Annotated in this window: 15 protein-coding genes and 1 tRNA gene; 10 read left to right on the forward strand and 6 right to left on the reverse strand. The window is 56.7% G+C overall.

The genetic code is table 11. The annotated features are described in order from the left end of the window. Positions 1 to 489 precede the first annotated feature (489 nt). Genes GOV89_RS22370 through GOV89_RS22380 form a run of 3 tightly spaced genes read left to right on the forward strand, consistent with a single transcriptional unit; the run spans position 490 to position 3,008 of the window. On the forward strand, positions 490 to 1,239 hold the full coding sequence (locus GOV89_RS22370; RefSeq protein ID WP_171179416.1) for an allophanate hydrolase subunit 1: 750 nt from the start codon (positions 490 to 492) through the stop codon (positions 1,237 to 1,239). After that, positions 1,236 to 2,234, forward strand: coding sequence for a biotin-dependent carboxyltransferase family protein (locus GOV89_RS22375; protein ID WP_171179414.1), 999 nt, complete (start codon positions 1,236 to 1,238; stop codon positions 2,232 to 2,234). Before GOV89_RS22370 ends, GOV89_RS22375 begins: the two co-directional genes overlap by 4 nt. A gap of 12 nt (positions 2,235 to 2,246) precedes the next feature. Beyond that, the gene (locus GOV89_RS22380) at positions 2,247 to 3,008 is read left to right on the forward strand and encodes a LamB/YcsF family protein (RefSeq protein ID WP_171179412.1); all 762 of its coding nucleotides are present in this window, start codon (positions 2,247 to 2,249) and stop codon (positions 3,006 to 3,008) included. An 89-nt stretch (positions 3,009 to 3,097) separates the two neighbouring features. Here the strand turns inward: GOV89_RS22380 and GOV89_RS22385 are convergent, their stop codons facing one another. Both GOV89_RS22385 and GOV89_RS22390 read right to left on the reverse strand, forming a co-directional pair. Further along, positions 3,098 to 4,465 carry a D-alanyl-D-alanine carboxypeptidase family protein gene (locus GOV89_RS22385; RefSeq protein WP_171179459.1) on the reverse strand — a complete coding sequence of 456 codons (1,368 nt, stop codon included), beginning with the start codon at positions 4,463 to 4,465 and terminating at the stop codon, positions 3,098 to 3,100. 299 nt (positions 4,466 to 4,764) lie between these two features. Beyond that, the gene (locus GOV89_RS22390) at positions 4,765 to 5,466 is read right to left on the reverse strand and encodes an HAD family hydrolase (RefSeq protein ID WP_171179410.1); all 702 of its coding nucleotides are present in this window, start codon (positions 5,464 to 5,466) and stop codon (positions 4,765 to 4,767) included. A gap of 93 nt (positions 5,467 to 5,559) precedes the next feature. Between GOV89_RS22390 and clpS the strand changes: the two genes are divergently transcribed. The 4 genes from clpS to hemF are packed head-to-tail and all read left to right on the forward strand — an operon-like array spanning position 5,560 to position 8,641. Next, entirely contained in the window at positions 5,560 to 5,901 is a 342-nt protein-coding gene (clpS, locus tag GOV89_RS22395) for an ATP-dependent Clp protease adapter ClpS (protein ID WP_171179408.1), read from the forward strand. A 47-nt stretch (positions 5,902 to 5,948) separates the two neighbouring features. After that, positions 5,949 to 6,914 carry a class I SAM-dependent methyltransferase gene (locus GOV89_RS22400; protein ID WP_171239130.1) on the forward strand — a complete coding sequence of 322 codons (966 nt, stop codon included), beginning with the start codon at positions 5,949 to 5,951 and terminating at the stop codon, positions 6,912 to 6,914. Positions 6,915 to 6,950: 36 nt separating this feature from the next. Next, positions 6,951 to 7,751, forward strand: coding sequence for an SDR family NAD(P)-dependent oxidoreductase (locus GOV89_RS22405; RefSeq protein ID WP_171234850.1), 801 nt, complete (start codon positions 6,951 to 6,953; stop codon positions 7,749 to 7,751). Between the two features lie 5 nt (positions 7,752 to 7,756). Then, positions 7,757 to 8,641 carry an oxygen-dependent coproporphyrinogen oxidase gene (gene hemF / locus GOV89_RS22410; protein ID WP_171179401.1) on the forward strand — a complete coding sequence of 295 codons (885 nt, stop codon included), beginning with the start codon at positions 7,757 to 7,759 and terminating at the stop codon, positions 8,639 to 8,641. Positions 8,642 to 8,644: 3 nt separating this feature from the next. Here hemF and GOV89_RS22415 read toward each other — a convergent pair whose 3' ends face one another. Then, a complete protein-coding gene (locus GOV89_RS22415; RefSeq protein WP_171179399.1) occupies positions 8,645 to 9,052 on the reverse strand; it encodes a hypothetical protein in 408 nt (135 codons plus the stop codon). A gap of 185 nt (positions 9,053 to 9,237) precedes the next feature. Here GOV89_RS22415 and GOV89_RS22420 point away from each other — a divergent pair, with 185 nt between their 5' ends. Continuing rightward, complete coding sequence (locus GOV89_RS22420) at positions 9,238 to 9,750, forward strand: toxin-activating lysine-acyltransferase (protein ID WP_171239131.1); 513 nt, start codon at positions 9,238 to 9,240, stop codon at positions 9,748 to 9,750. Next, positions 9,751 to 10,677, forward strand: a complete 927-nt coding sequence (locus GOV89_RS22425) for a Hint domain-containing protein (protein ID WP_371810658.1) — start codon at positions 9,751 to 9,753, stop codon at positions 10,675 to 10,677. A gap of 2 nt (positions 10,678 to 10,679) precedes the next feature. Here the strand turns inward: GOV89_RS22425 and modC are convergent, their stop codons facing one another. Genes modC through modA form a run of 3 tightly spaced genes read right to left on the reverse strand, consistent with a single transcriptional unit; the run spans position 10,680 to position 13,254 of the window. Further along, the gene (modC, locus tag GOV89_RS22430; RefSeq protein ID WP_171239132.1) at positions 10,680 to 11,780 is read right to left on the reverse strand and encodes a molybdenum ABC transporter ATP-binding protein; all 1,101 of its coding nucleotides are present in this window, start codon (positions 11,778 to 11,780) and stop codon (positions 10,680 to 10,682) included. Continuing rightward, positions 11,777 to 12,469, reverse strand: a complete 693-nt coding sequence (gene modB, locus GOV89_RS22435) for a molybdate ABC transporter permease subunit (protein ID WP_171179394.1) — start codon at positions 12,467 to 12,469, stop codon at positions 11,777 to 11,779. Before modB ends, modC begins: the two co-directional genes overlap by 4 nt. A 5-nt stretch (positions 12,470 to 12,474) precedes the next feature. Next, the gene (gene modA, locus GOV89_RS22440; RefSeq protein WP_245223345.1) at positions 12,475 to 13,254 is read right to left on the reverse strand and encodes a molybdate ABC transporter substrate-binding protein; all 780 of its coding nucleotides are present in this window, start codon (positions 13,252 to 13,254) and stop codon (positions 12,475 to 12,477) included. Between the two features lie 307 nt (positions 13,255 to 13,561). Between modA and GOV89_RS22445 the strand changes: the two genes are divergently transcribed. Beyond that, positions 13,562 to 13,637: transfer RNA gene (locus GOV89_RS22445), tRNA-Val, on the forward strand. The last annotated feature ends 580 nt before the right edge of the window (positions 13,638 to 14,217 follow it).

Genomic DNA, 14,217 nt, shown 5'->3' on the forward strand with positions numbered 1-14,217 from the left:
TGTGTCACCGCCGCTTCCGCAGCGTCCCAGCGCCTCAGCAGCGCCGGTGAAGGGGGTTCTAAGGTTTACTCCCAAAACCCGCAACCCAAAAAAACAAAAAATCAAAAGTTTTTTGAGTCACGCCTTAAAATTATTTAAATTCAAATACTTAAAGCAATCAACATACCGCTAAATCAGAGCTGAAAAGCTATACACGTTAACAAACCCTTTCTTCGAAAGTCTCGGCCAAACCACACCGCCACTACATCTAGAGCGCCAACAGAGCGCAGGCACAAGTCGGAGCGACTCGAGCCCACGATCCGACTCGAGGATTTCACCAAATCCCGAGCCAACTGACGAGTGAGAATCGAAGAACAGCCAAACTAACCCTGATCTTTTGACCTTACCCAAACCTCGTTCGTCTACCGCCAAACCCCTCAAGACCTGTCTTGCACATCTCCTTTGGATGGGGTCTGGTTCCCGTACTTTGTTGTCACACGCAGGATCAGTATGGCCCGTCACGTTCAGTTTCCTTTGGTCAGAACCGTTGGGTTTGACGGAGCGCTCGTCACATTTGCGGATATCATGTCAGAGAAGGCAAATTGTGCAGCGCTGGCATTCCGGTCCGAAGTAGACGGTCTGCAATGGGATGAAGTCACAGAGTCTTCGGCGTCTTTGGGCTCGACCTTTGTGCGTTTCGACACACAGCTCATTTCTCATCAGCAAATGCTTGAAAGACTCCAGTATCTTCTGGACCAAAAGGACTGGTACAACACACCCCTTCCAACAGGTCGCAAGCTGTGGCGCGTTCCAACAGTCTACGGAACCGATCTGGCGCCACAGCTGGACGACGCTGCCGCTGCCGCTGGCTTAACGCCGGAAGAGGCAATACGACGCCTTGGACAGTCGCGGGTGAGGGTTTTGACCATAGGGTTTGCGCCCGGACAGCCCTACCTTGGGCCACTGGGGCCCGAGTTCAATATTCCCCGACTGCAAAACCTGACCCCGATGGTGCCAGAGGGCGCGTTGGTTCTGGCGATCTCGCAATTCGTCTTGTTTTCCGGCCCAACACCAACCGGATGGCGGCATGTCGGACAAACCGCCTTTAGATGCTTTCGCCCGGAGAGGTCCGATACATTCCCGTTGAGCCCCGGTGACGAATTGCTGTTCACGCCAGTATCCCGTGAAAAGTTGGAGCATATCCGCGCCACCAATACAGACGGTACCGGTGGTGCCATCTGTGAGGAGATCGCACCATGAGTCTGATCGTCCATCGGATCGGCCCTTCATGTACAATCCAGGATCAGGGGCGTACCGGGTATCTGGACCAGGGTTTGTCGCGTTCTGGTGCCGCCGATATATTGGCCTTGCATGAAGGGGCTGCTTTACTGGGGCAGAGCCCGAACCTCGCAGCGCTCGAAATGGCCGGAATGGGCGGTGAGTTTGAGGTCACGCAAGACGTGCGCATTGCACTAACCGGTGCGCGGATGCAAACCAGCATCGACGGCAGCCCAGTGACCTGGAATGCGTCACATCAATTGACTGCCGGGCAACGAATGAACATTGGGGCAGCTGTACAGGGTAACTATGGCTATCTTCATCTGGGCGGCGGAATAGAGTCCGATGTTTTTCTGGGTTCGCGCTCGGCACATTTGACGGCGCGGATCGGTCGTGCGTTAGAACAAGGCGACAGGCTGACATGCGGACCAGATGCAGGCCAGACCGGGTTGAAACTAACGCCTGATGAACGGTTCGCGGGCGGAGAACTGCGTGTGGTGGCAAGCTTTCAGACCACACTGTTTGATCGCTCGACATTGGATCGCTTTGCCGCGACCACTTTCCGGCGCGGAACGCGCGCCAACCGGATGGGGATGCAAGTGGATAGCGACGGAGACGGGTTTGCGGCATCCGGTCAGCTGAACATTTTGTCCGAGGTGATCACCCCCGGCGATATTCAAATGACCGGCACAGGGGATCCGTTCATCCTGTTGCCGGAGTGCCAGACCACCGGGGGTTATCCTCGTATTGCAACCGTTTTGCCCTGCGATATGCCGCGCGCTGCACAAACGCCTGCCGGTGGTAAAATCCTTTTCAGATTTGTCAGCATGGACGAGGCAAGCGCGTTGCACACTGCCTTCCTGTCAGAACTTGCGCGCCTGCCCTCACGGGTCGAACCTCTGATCCGTGACCCGCACGACATTCAGGACCTGTTGTCCTACCAATTGATCGGCGGAGTGATCTCTGCCACCGACTAAGGAGAATTGCCGATGCCCAGCGTCGATCTGAATGCCGATATGGGGGAGAGTTTTGGCCCCTGGAAGATGGGCGATGACGAAAGCCTGTTGAAAATCATCACCTCCGCCAACATCGCCTGTGGTTTTCATGCAGGCGACCCGGATGTGATGGCGGCGACAATGCAACTTGCGACCGACAACAATGTGGGCATAGGTGCGCATCCCGGCTTTCCCGATCTGCAGGGCTTTGGCCGTAGGAACATGAAAGTGCCCCATAATGCGTTGCGCAATTTGGTGCGGTATCAGTTGGGCGCAGCAATGGGCATGGCCAAGGCGGTCGGCACCAAAGTTCGGCACCTCAAGCTGCACGGCGCGCTGGCCAATATGTGCTCGGTCGATATTGATATGGCGCGGGCCTGCTATCAGGGCGCTTTGGATGTGGACCCCGACATTATTGTCATGGTGCTTGCTGTGACAAAACAGGAAGATGCCGTGCGCGAGCTTGGGTGTAAATGGGTGGGCGAGATCTTTGCCGACCGCGCCTACAACGACGATGGCACCTTGGTGGACCGCAGCCTGCCCGGTGCCGTGATCCACGACGCTGATGTGGCTGGTCCACGCATTCTGAACATGGTCCGCGAAGGCGCTATCATCACTGAAAGCGGTAAGAGGCTAGAGACCTCCATCGACACGATTTGTCTGCATGGGGACGGACCAACTGCGGTTCAGATCGCCCGTTCCGTGAGGGAAAGCCTGATCGGCGGCGGCGTCGAGGTGACGAAGTTCGTCCGATAACCCTACACGCCTTTAATACTGCGCTGTCATGAAAAAAGGGCTGTGGAAAACCACAGCCCAGACCCAACAGGAGAGTATTTTGCCGAACCTTATGATGGTCCGATCATGAAACAGGTCACATTGCGGGCCTGTAACCGGCGGCACGCCAGATCGGCCTGCTCGCGGGTCATGCCTTGAAAAGTTGCATCGAAGCCGCGCGAGCTTTGGTTCACCTTGCGCAGCGTGCCCTCTAGCGTCGTCATTTCTGACAAAGCGGTTTTCAGCAGCACCTTCTCGGCCTCATATCGTGTGGTGTAACGCCCCACATTGACGCCCCACAGATGCCCGCCAGACGAAGAAAGTCGGGTGACCACCTCCTGCTCGGGCTCGGGCTGTTTGGCCGTTTCGGTCGACGCCAGTACCAGACCGGTCGGGCGCTGTGTCGGGCGGGTGCCCGGTGTTTGTTCAGACGTATTGGTCGGTGCGATATCCGCTTGGGCGATGGCAGCCGCAATGCCATTTGTGATCCGGTCGCGGTTCTGATCCGCAGTCGCCGCAACGGCACTTGCAACCTGCGTTGTCGCGCTTGGACGTACAACTGGGCGCAGACTTGTTTTGGGCGGTCCGCTTACACCCGCGACCTGTACGCCCAGTCCGGCATTTCCAGCATAAGCCGGGCGCGCCGGCTTGCGGATAGGCGCTCGCGATGGGGCGCGGCGGAAACCCAAATCCAACAGCTCGGCAACTTTGGCATTGCGCGATGCGCCCGACTTTCCGCCAAAGACGGTTGCGATGATCCGTTCATTTTTGCGCTTGGCCGACGCCACCAGGTTGAACCCCGCAGCGCGTGTATACCCGGTTTTGATTCCATCTGCCCCTTTGTACGCGGCCAACAGGCGACGGTTGGTATTCGGTACAGTCTTGATCCCTGCATGTGTCGATTGACGCGAGAACAGGTTATAATACTGCGGATAATCGTACAGCAGATGCCGTCCCAGCGTGGTCATGTCGCGCGCGGTGGACAAATGCCCCGACTCGGTCAGACCATGCGCGTTCTTGAAAGTCGTACGGCTCATGCCCATGGCCTTGGCAGTGCGTGTCATACGGCGCGCAAACGCGGCTTCGGACCCGCTGATGGCGATGCCGATAGCGGTTGCCGCGTCATTGGCTGATTTCACCGCTGCCGCGCGGATCAGATACCGGAAAGCAATCGTCTGCCCCGTTCGTAGACCCAACTTGGAAGGCGGCTCGGCCGCAGCCTTCTTGGTGATCCGTACAGGCGTATCCAGTGTAATCTCGCCATTTCGCACCGCTTCAAACGCGATGTACAGCGTCATCATCTTGGTCAGCGATGCCGGATGCAACCGCGTGTCAGCATTGCGCGAATGCAAAACCTCTCCGGTACGAGCGTCAATTACCATTGCCGCATAAGGTGCCGCGATGGATTTGAGTGGCGCAAACGCCAGCACACATAGCATCGCTATAAGGAATAAGCCCGTTCGGGCCGGAACTGTCCGCCGAATCTGCACGATCTTTGCCTCTGTCTGCCTCGCGCCGCCGGGTTTTCCCGGTCAGCAAAATTATTTTGATACCGACTAAGCTAACACAGAGGGGCCATGAAATAAACTGAAAGCTGCGCATTTCGCGGTTTCGTCATGCGCCCGCACAAGGCTATATGTTGATGACGTTCCAGCCCTGGCCCACCAGATGCGCGATTGTGGCAATGCTTTGCCGCCGCGCGGCTCGAAATTTGCAGAACTGCGGCCAATAGGCAACATTACCTCAGGCTGCTCACCAGATCAGCCAGATCACCCAAATCGCGCAGCTCGCGGAATCGGGGGCTTTCAACCGGGGCTTCGGCGTACTCAACCTCCCACACCAGACCGTGGGGCACGTAAACGCCCCAGCATCCGGCCTGAATCGGAGCCACCACATCCGAGCGCATGGAATTGCCAACCATCATTGCAGACGCCGGACCATCCCCGTGGGATTCAAAAATCGTCCGATAGGTATCCGAAGTCTTTTCCGAGACGATCTCGACCCCGTCGAACAAATCGCCCAGCCCTGACTGGGCCAATTTCCGTTCCTGATCGATTAGATCGCCCTTGGTGATGAGAATGACGCGATAAGCGTCAGTCACGTTCTCGACCGCTTCGCGCGCATGAGGCAGCAGCTCGATCGGATGCGCCAGCATCTCTTGCCCGGCTTCGATCAATTGCCGAATGACCGAGGCCGGAACACGGTCTTCTGTCACCTCGATGGCGGTTTCGATCATCGACAGAACAAACCCCTTTATCCCATATCCATAATGCCTGATGTTGCGTTTTTCGGCGGCCAGAAGACGCTCCATCAGGTGATCGCGGTCGGTGTGATCAGCCAGCAATTCGGCAAAATGGGCCTGTGTCAGCTGAAAAAACCGTTCGTTGTGCCAAAGGGTATCATCCGCATCAAACCCGATTGTGGTCAGTTTCTTCGTCATCTGATTTACGTTCGCTTGCTCTTTTCACCGGCTATCCCCACGTTATATAAGCGCCAAGATAAACCCCAAGCCTGAATCGGACGGTTGCACACGATGCTGGAAAAGACCTGGATGATGTCTGAGACCCCGGACGACGACGGTGACGCGTCTGTCCTGCTTCAGACGCGCCCAAAAACCAAGCGTCCGCCCTTGTATAAGGTGCTGTTGCTGAACGACGATTACACGCCAATGGAGTTTGTCGTGCACGTGCTAGAGCGTTTCTTTGGTATGACCCACGCTCAGGCGTTTGAAATCATGCTGACCGTTCACAAAAAGGGCGTGGCCGTTGTCGGCGTCTTCAGCCACGAGATTGCTGAGACCAAAGTTGGCCAGGTGATGGACTTTGCCCGCAGGCACCAACACCCGCTGCAATGCACCATGGAACGCGAAGAATAAGGCATCTCGCCTGACGCACCCTTCTCTTTTTTTTGCCGGAATTGCCCATGTCCCCACGTCTGGAACTTGCTTTGCAAAACGGCCTGTCGCTGTCGCAGCCTTTGACGGTGATTTGCCCGGTGCCAGAGCATGACCTTTCGACGCTTCCCCCCGGTGCGCAGGTGGTGCAACCGTTCAAACCCTTTCACGACTGTTTTGCCGCGCAAGGTTTTGACACAGTGCCCGAAGCAAAAAACCCCTGTCAGGATGCCATCGTGTTTTTGCCACGTGCCAAGGCGCTGGCGCGCGCGATGATCCAGCGGGCGTGTTCACGGGCTGCTGGGGTTGTCGTGGTCGATGGGGCCAAGACCGATGGGGTGGACAGCATATTGAAAGATGTGCGCAAGCGGATTGCTGTCGAAGGCCCCCTGTCCAAAGCACACGGCAAAATTTTCTGGTTTCAGGCCAACGCAGCTGCTTTTGAGGATTGGGCCGCGCCCGCCACACAGAAGGTCGGTGATTTTCAAACCGCGCCAGGCGTGTTTTCGGCAGATGGAGTCGATCCGGCTTCGGCCATGTTGTCAAATGTCTTGCCTGCCAAACTTGGCGCACGCGTCGCCGACCTTGGTGCAGGTTGGGGATATTTGTCAGCAGAGATCCTCAAACGTGACGACGTCAAGTCATTGCACCTGGTCGAGGCAGATCATGCCGCTCTGACCTGCGCGCGCAGAAACATCTTGGATTCAAGAGCACAGTTCTATTGGGCAGATGCAGTCAAATGGACCGCACCCGAGCCCATCGACACCGTCGTCATGAACCCCCCGTTTCACACCTCGCGCAGCGCGGACCCCGCGCTGGGTCAGGGATTTATCGTCGCTGCCGCACGCAATCTGACCCGCAACGGAACTCTGTGGATGGTCGCCAATCGCCACCTTCCCTACGAAACCACGCTGAACGAACATTTCGCTCAGGTCACTGAAATTGCCGGAGACAACCGGTTCAAGGTGCTTCAGGCCTCTCGCCCTCGGCGCTAAGGCTCGCTAACCTGCCCCCAATTCAGGAGGATTCGGATGTCCTTTTCCATCGCTGGCAAGACAGCAATCGTAACGGGCGGTGCCAACGGCATCGGTCTGGCTATTGGACGCCATTTCGCTGATGCAGGGGCAAATGTCATGTTCGCCGACATGGACGAAAAGCGTCTGATCGATGAGTTAGGCGGTCAGGCCGAGGACGGCAATATCCGCTATTTCGCGGGCGATTTGCGCGAAAAGCTGACCATAGCAAACCTGCTTTCTGCCACACTGGACGCTTTTGATCAGGTGGATATTCTGATCAACGGCGCGCGGCAGGTGATCCCATCTGATCCTCTGGACCCAGATGACGACTCGGTGCGTACTCTGCTGAACCAGAACCTGATGCCCGCCCTGCGGCTAAGCCAATTGGTTTCCAAGCGCATGATCAAACAGGCGGACGGGGATGAAGAAAACCCCGCCGGGTCGATCATCAACTTGTCTTCTATCGCAGCCCGCCGGACGCATCCCGACCTGATGGCCTATTCCGTGTCGACCGCGGCGCTGGATCAGATGACCCGATCCCTTGCAGTCGCGCTTGCTCCGAACCGTATTCGGGTCAATTCGATCGCACTGGGCTCGGTCATGAGCGCTTCGTTACAATCGACACTCAAGGAAAACCGGGACTTCCGGGACGATATTGAAAAGCACACGCCGCTGGCCCGTATCGCTTCGGCGACAGAGCTGACCGAAACCGCGCAGTTTCTGGCGTCCGACGCAGCCGGTTTCATCACAGGTCAGATCCTGACAATCGACGGCGGGCGTACATTGCTTGACCCCGTAGCTGCCCCAGCCCACTAAGACACATGTTCGATACAGAAAAATCCACTGCCTCCGCCTGGTTCCGACAACTGCGCGACGATATTGTCTCTGCGTTCGAAGCCCTTGAAGACAGCCACGACACTGGACCGTTTTCCGATGCAAAACCCGGTCGGTTCGAGGTCAAAGAAACCGAGCGCCAATCTGAGGATGGTTCGGATGCAGGTGGCGGGCTGATGTCTGTGATGCATGGCGGTCGCGTGTTCGAGAAAGTTGGCGTCAATGTCTCGACCGTCTTCGGCACATTGGGTGAACGCGCACAGCACGCGATGGCGGCGCGCAAAGGTATCCCCGGCATGACCGAGGATCCCCGCTTCTGGGCTTCGGGGATCAGTCTCGTGGCCCATATGCAAAATCCCCATGTCCCTGCGGTGCACATGAACACACGCATGTTCTGGACGCCGCACGCCTGGTGGTTTGGTGGGGGCTCGGACCTGAACCCCTGTATCGAATATGACGAAGACACACGCCATTTCCACTCCACCCAAAAAGCTCATCTGGACCCGCACGGCGTCGCACACTATCCGCGCCTGAAAGACTGGGCGGACGAGTATTTCTATATTCCTCATCGCAAGCGTGCACGAGGCGTGGGTGGGATTTTCATGGATGACTACTGCACCGGGGAATGGCAGGCCGATTTTGCCCTGACCCAGGATATCGGTCGTGCATTCCTGCCCGCCTTCTTGCCATTGGTTGAAAAGCGTCGCTTGCAGGGTTTCACAGACGCGGACAAGAACACCCAACTCGTGCATCGCGGTCTGTATGCGGAATACAACCTGGTCTACGACCGCGGCACAAAATTTGGGCTGGAAACCGGGCATGACCCGGATGCGGTTCTGATGAGCCTGCCGCCGATGGCGAAATGGGTCTGACGCTCAGAACGTGTCCATGATGAAGTTGTCGTAACAGTAGTTCTGTGCCGACGATGCCGACATGTTGGCACCGACCTTTCGAACCGTTATTGAGTATCCCGGCTTGGTATCCGCGCCGGGTGGCGGTGTCAGAGAAAACTGAACTGTCCGGACACCGGGTTCATAAGCACGATAAATATAGATCCGTTGATTGTTCGGCACGCCCAAAGTTCGGATCGCATAGTCGCCGATACCGCACCAGTAATTCACGGGCGCTGACGAGCCTACAGCCTTGACCTCATAAACCCCATCCGGCAGCGCCGTGATCTCTGTGCGAAATTGAGGGCGGACATACAGGCCAAAACCGACAGCCTCGGCAATTGCAGGTGCCAACACCAGAGCAGTTGAGGCAAAAACCTTAAGAAAACGCATAATCCAGCATCCCGTAAAAATGCTCCCTTCTCATTAACATAGCCAGGTCAGCGCCCGAGTAAAGCGCTGCACCCTCGAGATGAGGACGGCGTGGGCGCGGTTAAGAAATTCTTCTACCCATATCGCTGGAAAAGGGTACACTGTGATTAAGGTTTTGGTTCACATTGCAAAGTTGGCCTGTCCCGTTGAGCAAGAGCTTCCCCAAAGACTGGTTTGATTTTCCGCCCGAGAAATATGCCGATCTGGGCGCGATGTTCTATCTTGCCGGGCTGACGAAGACTCATCAAAAACGCAATCTGGCACAGGTTCTCTATGCATTCGAAACTCCATTTCGCCTGAGCCAGTACCATATCTTCCGGCAAGACGGTTTTCCCCGTGGCTTTGTTACCTTTGCCGGGCTCAGCCCCGAGGCCGAGTACCGCTATGCGGTACAGGAAAAACCACTGAAGGATACCGATTTTACCAGTGGTCCTTCCTTCTGGATCGTCGATCTGGTGGCCCCGTTTGGACAAACAAGCCAGATTGTTGATATCCTTAAACAAGAGATCCCACATCCACGTGTGCGAACAAACCGGATGGACAGCGACATGACACGCAACCGGATCGTCGAATGGACGCGGGATCAGGCGGGCGAGGTCCATATGCGCCTGTATCGGAAACGAGAATTTGAACAGGTGTTGCAGCAAGGCGAAGGTTAAGTGGTCTCGGTAACAATCACAGGCGAATTGACCGGAAACGTGACCGGATCCCCGCCGAATGTGGCGATGGGACAGCCGACGCTGGACAATGGCACATTCACACCAACGACCCAGACCTGGACGATTGCAACACCCCCCGCCAACGGTACTGCCTCGATTGATCCAAACACTGGCGAGTGGACCTATGCGGTCGACCCGACCTTTTTTGACAGCTTGGACAACGGCGAAGTCGTTTTCGATACCTTCTTCATCAGCGTTACTGGCACCACACAAGTGGGGCCCTTTACCCTGCCGTTTTCCAACAACCCGGACCCGGTTGCAGTCACGATCAGGATCGAAGGTGTGTGCTTTGCAGCCGGGACTTTGATCGAGACCGAAGACGGTCCAAAGGTCGTCGAAACGCTGGACGTAGGTCACAAGGTTGCTACCGCGGATCACGGGCTGCAACCCATTCGCTGGATCGAAAGCAGTGTGATACCTCGCGAACGATTATGCGCCGAGCCTGCGATGCGGCCTGTGCGCATTTCAGCAGGAAGTCTGGGGTCGAACTCACCCCGTCGGGATCTTCTGGTTTCGCAACAGCACCGCATTCTGGTGAAGGGCCCGAAAGTGGAACTGCTGTTCGGTGCCGCCGAGGCGCTGGTGGCTGCAAAGCATCTATGCGACTGGCCGGGTATTTATGTGGATACCTCGGTAGAGGCGATTGAGTACCTGCATATATTGTTGGATCGTCATGAAATTCTGAATGCAGAAGGGCTGCAAGCTGAAAGCCTGTTTCTGGGGGAAGAAGCGCTTTACACGCTGTCTTCCGACGCGCTTCGGGAACTGGCTGCAATCTTTCCAGACCGGCCAGCTTCGGGTCACACCGGGTTTGGCCGCGCCGCGCGTTTGATACTGCGCGAACATGAGGCGCGCGCGCTTACCTGAGATTACAGGCCCGGCGCGATACGCCCGCCGACATCCTGAGGAGCCAGGGCAACCGTCTTAATAATCGCGTGACATGGGCTGCCCACCTGCAAGTTTAATGCCGCCACTGATCGACGTGTGACGCGCGCCAGAACACTACCTGCAGGGGTCGTGACGGACACAATTGCGCCAGGCCCCTCGCCCGATCGGATCGAGGCCACCGTACCGCTGAGCACGTTCAGTGCAGACAATCCCTCGGGCTTTTGGTTTGACAAGATCACCTCTTGCGCCGGGATGCGGATGCGCAATTGCGCCCCTACGTCATGCGCAATGCGTGGCAGGAACAATCTTGCGCCGTTGGCATTCAACTCTGTCAGCCCGTCAGTGTGATGCTGCACGACCTGAACTTCCAAAACGGCCCCAACTGCGCGAACCCCGGCCGGGGCAACCGAAGGATCGGCTAAAACCTCGGAAGCGGGCCCATGGCGCACGGCTTTTCCGTCTTGAAGTGCAACAACCGAGGTCGCCAGACGCGCGACCTCGGCCGCCGAGTGGGTTACATAGAGAATAGGAACAGATACCTCATCCCTGAGACGTTCGAAATACGGCAGAATCTCTGCTTTCCGCGCCTCGTCCAACGCGGCCAGAGGTTCATCTGCAAGGATCAGACGCGGGCTCGCCAGCAGCGCACGCCCAATGGCCACGCGTTGTTTTTCGCCCCCTGACAACCCGGCTGGTCGGCGATCCAGCAGGTGGCCAATGCCCAGCATTTCGATGACCTTTTCGGGGTCTTCCCGCTGCGCCCTTTTGGGGGCAAACCAGCGACCGTAGGCCAGATTTTGGCGTACGGTCAGATGAGGGAATAGCCGCCCTTCCTGAAAGATATACCCTAACCGCCGCCGGTGTGGCGGCAGCCATTGCCCGTGACCCGTGTCGAAAAGAACCCAATCCTCGACCGCAACGCGACCTGCCTGAGGTCGCAGCAGCCCGGCCACCGCATTGACGATGGTCGTCTTGCCCGACCCGGACCGCCCGAACAAGACAGTCACTCCGGGCGGTGCGTCAAAGCTGACATCCAGATCCAGATCCGACAAATGATGATGCACCCGAACGGAAAGACTCATGATCCGGCCACCCGTGCGGCAGCGCGCCGTCCTACGTATTCTGACAAAAGAAGGGCGCTCATCGCGATAACGATTGAGATAAGGACCAACCGCGTTGCAGCCGACTCGCCGCCCGGAACCTGCAAGAATGCATAGACTGCTGACGGAAGCGTTTGGGTCTGGCCCGGAATGTTAGACACAAACGTGATGGTTGCACCAAATTCGCCCATTGCCTTGGCAAAAGCTAGAATGGCCCCGGCTATGACCCCAGGAAGGATCATCGGCAAAGTCACGGTCACAAAAACCATCGGGCGCGACGCCCCCAGCGTGGCCCCGGCTTGCTCTAGTTTTGGATCCACAGCCTCGATCGACAACCGTATGGCCCGGACCATTAAGGGGAATGCCATGATCCCTGCAGCCAGCGCCGCCCCGGTCCAGCGAAACGCGACAACTATCCCGAACTCTGCCAGAACACGCCCAAGAGGTCCCTGAACTCCAAAGGTCAGCAACAACAGATAGCCCGTAACAACAGGTGGCAGGATTAACGGCAAATGCACCAGACCATTTAGGACCTGCCGGCCGGGAAACCTCCAGCGGGCCAGCGCGTAGGCTACGAAAATCCCAAACGGCAACGTCGCCAGCGTCGCCCAGAACGACACGCGCAAAGACAGCTTTAACGCTTCAATTTCGGCAGGGCCCAACCAGTCCACGTGGATCACCCACCCGGCAGGGAAAACCCCTGCTCCTGAAAAACGGACAACGCCGCAGCGCTGCGCAGATGGTCCAAAAAGGCTTGTGCTCCACCCTGTGCAGATGATGTGACGGCCGCAGGATATATTATCTCAGGATGCAGGTCGTCGGGAATGGTCGCCAAAACACTGACCCGCGTTTCCACCTGTGCGTCTGATCGATACACAATACCCAAGGGTGCAGCCCCTGCCGCCACAAGTGCCAAAGCAGCGCGCACGTTGTCGGTCTGCGCAACATGGTCCTGTAATGCGTCCCATTGGTTCAGGCCTTGCAACGCGGCTTTGCCGTAGATACCTGCTGGCACGGCATCAACCAAGGCCATCGCCAAAAATCCGCCGTTCAATTCGGCCTTTAGGTCGTGACCAGGTTGGATCTCTCCCCAACTTGCTCGGCCTGTCGCACCAATCACAACCAGCCCATTGCCCAGCAAATCCACCCGCGAATTTGCCCGGATCAAATCGTCCTGCTCCAATATGTCCATCCAATCAGGATTCGCCGAGATGAACACGTCGGCAGGCGCGCCCTGCTGAATTTGGCGCGCTAGCACCGACGAGGCCGCGTAAGAGACCGTGACACGGTGCCCCGTTTCCGTTTCATAGCTTGCAGCAATCTCATCCAGCGCTGTCTTCAGACTCGCCGCTGCAAAAACCAAAACACCCTCGGCCCCGGCTCGGACCGGTGCCAACGCCAAAACACCTAAGACCAGTGCCACCATCCAGAAACGGCGGGTGAAGGTTAAGGTCATGTACACTCCCGACCGGAAAATTGCAGTCCCTTCGGGAATATCGGAGGGCGCAGGCCCCGCGCAAGCGCATTTGAGAAATTACCGAGATCGATGCCGCTGCGTTGCAGAAAGTCCAAAAGGGTCAAGGCGTCCATTGGACATGACCATCATCACGCCGCACATATCCGGATATGCGACGGAACGGGATTAAACCGTGTTCAGATATCCAGACGGGCAAGGCAACACGGGTTGGCCAAAGAATAGAATTCAAGAAAATCACTCAGACCCTCTTGCACCCGCCCGCAGGCTTGGCTACATGCAGCGTCACGGGTGATTAGCTCAGTTGGTAGAGCGCTTCGTTTACACCGAAGATGTCGGGAGTTCGAGTCTCTCATCACCCACCATTCCCAACTCATTGATCTTGCTATGGTTTCTACCAAGCGGGGTCTTGCATTGCCTCAATTGGTAGATGGAGGCGGTATACTATGAGATTCGCATTGCTTAAGCCTGTTCTGATCAGATCGCCTTTTTGCTCATATCCCTAGAAACATAGTCAACCAATCAGCGGGGACTAAAGTTGTTCCGCCTGTTGCCGATAGAGCCTGCCAGGTCAAGCAAACCGGCCATGCCAAGGTTTATTTAGGGCGAAGGATTGGCCAGAAGCAGAGAAACGCCGCTTGAAGTACAAACTGAAACTGAAATCCAAGCAGAGCCTCCGTTACGAAAACGCCCCAACATTTCCTAAACTCCGACAACGGACATACGATAGCTTGAGTAAAGCTACGTGTTCTGTGTATGTCCCGTGAGATGTGAGCGGCGTAAGATACACTGAAAGCCTGGGTTCCAGAGTGTATTCAGTGATGTTGCTTGTGCACAATTAGTGAATGAAAGTTCCGACCTTCGGAAAGGCCAAAAATTGAAACGTTTGATAGGCTCAGGACTCATAGCCAAAAGATAACGAGTGCGGCGAGCGCGATTGCAGAG

Origin of the sequence: Ruegeria sp. HKCCA5763 (assembly GCF_013034545.1) — a bacterium.
Lineage (GTDB): Bacteria > Pseudomonadota > Alphaproteobacteria > Rhodobacterales > Rhodobacteraceae > Ruegeria.

Bases quoted from the DNA above. Each gene is read 5' to 3' on its own strand.
- GOV89_RS22380 (WP_171179412.1), top strand. From the start codon at position 2,247: ATGCCCAGCGTCGATCTGAATGCCGATATGGGGGAGAGTTTTGGCCCC.
- GOV89_RS22390 (WP_171179410.1), bottom strand. From the start codon at position 5,466: ATGACGAAGAAACTGACCACAATCGGGTTTGATGCGGATGATACCCTT.
- modA (WP_245223345.1), bottom strand. From the start codon at position 13,254: ATGACCTTAACCTTCACCCGCCGTTTCTGGATGGTGGCACTGGTCTTA.
- hemF (WP_171179401.1), top strand. From the start codon at position 7,757: ATGTTCGATACAGAAAAATCCACTGCCTCCGCCTGGTTCCGACAACTG.
- GOV89_RS22415 (WP_171179399.1), bottom strand. From the start codon at position 9,052: ATGCGTTTTCTTAAGGTTTTTGCCTCAACTGCTCTGGTGTTGGCACCT.
- GOV89_RS22385 (WP_171179459.1), bottom strand. From the start codon at position 4,465: ATGCTATGTGTGCTGGCGTTTGCGCCACTCAAATCCATCGCGGCACCT.
- modC (WP_171239132.1), bottom strand. From the start codon at position 11,780: ATGAGTCTTTCCGTTCGGGTGCATCATCATTTGTCGGATCTGGATCTG.
- clpS (WP_171179408.1), top strand. From the start codon at position 5,560: ATGCTGGAAAAGACCTGGATGATGTCTGAGACCCCGGACGACGACGGT.
- GOV89_RS22375 (WP_171179414.1), top strand. From the start codon at position 1,236: ATGAGTCTGATCGTCCATCGGATCGGCCCTTCATGTACAATCCAGGAT.
- GOV89_RS22405 (WP_171234850.1), top strand. From the start codon at position 6,951: ATGTCCTTTTCCATCGCTGGCAAGACAGCAATCGTAACGGGCGGTGCC.
- GOV89_RS22370 (WP_171179416.1), top strand. From the start codon at position 490: ATGGCCCGTCACGTTCAGTTTCCTTTGGTCAGAACCGTTGGGTTTGAC.
- GOV89_RS22400 (WP_171239130.1), top strand. From the start codon at position 5,949: ATGTCCCCACGTCTGGAACTTGCTTTGCAAAACGGCCTGTCGCTGTCG.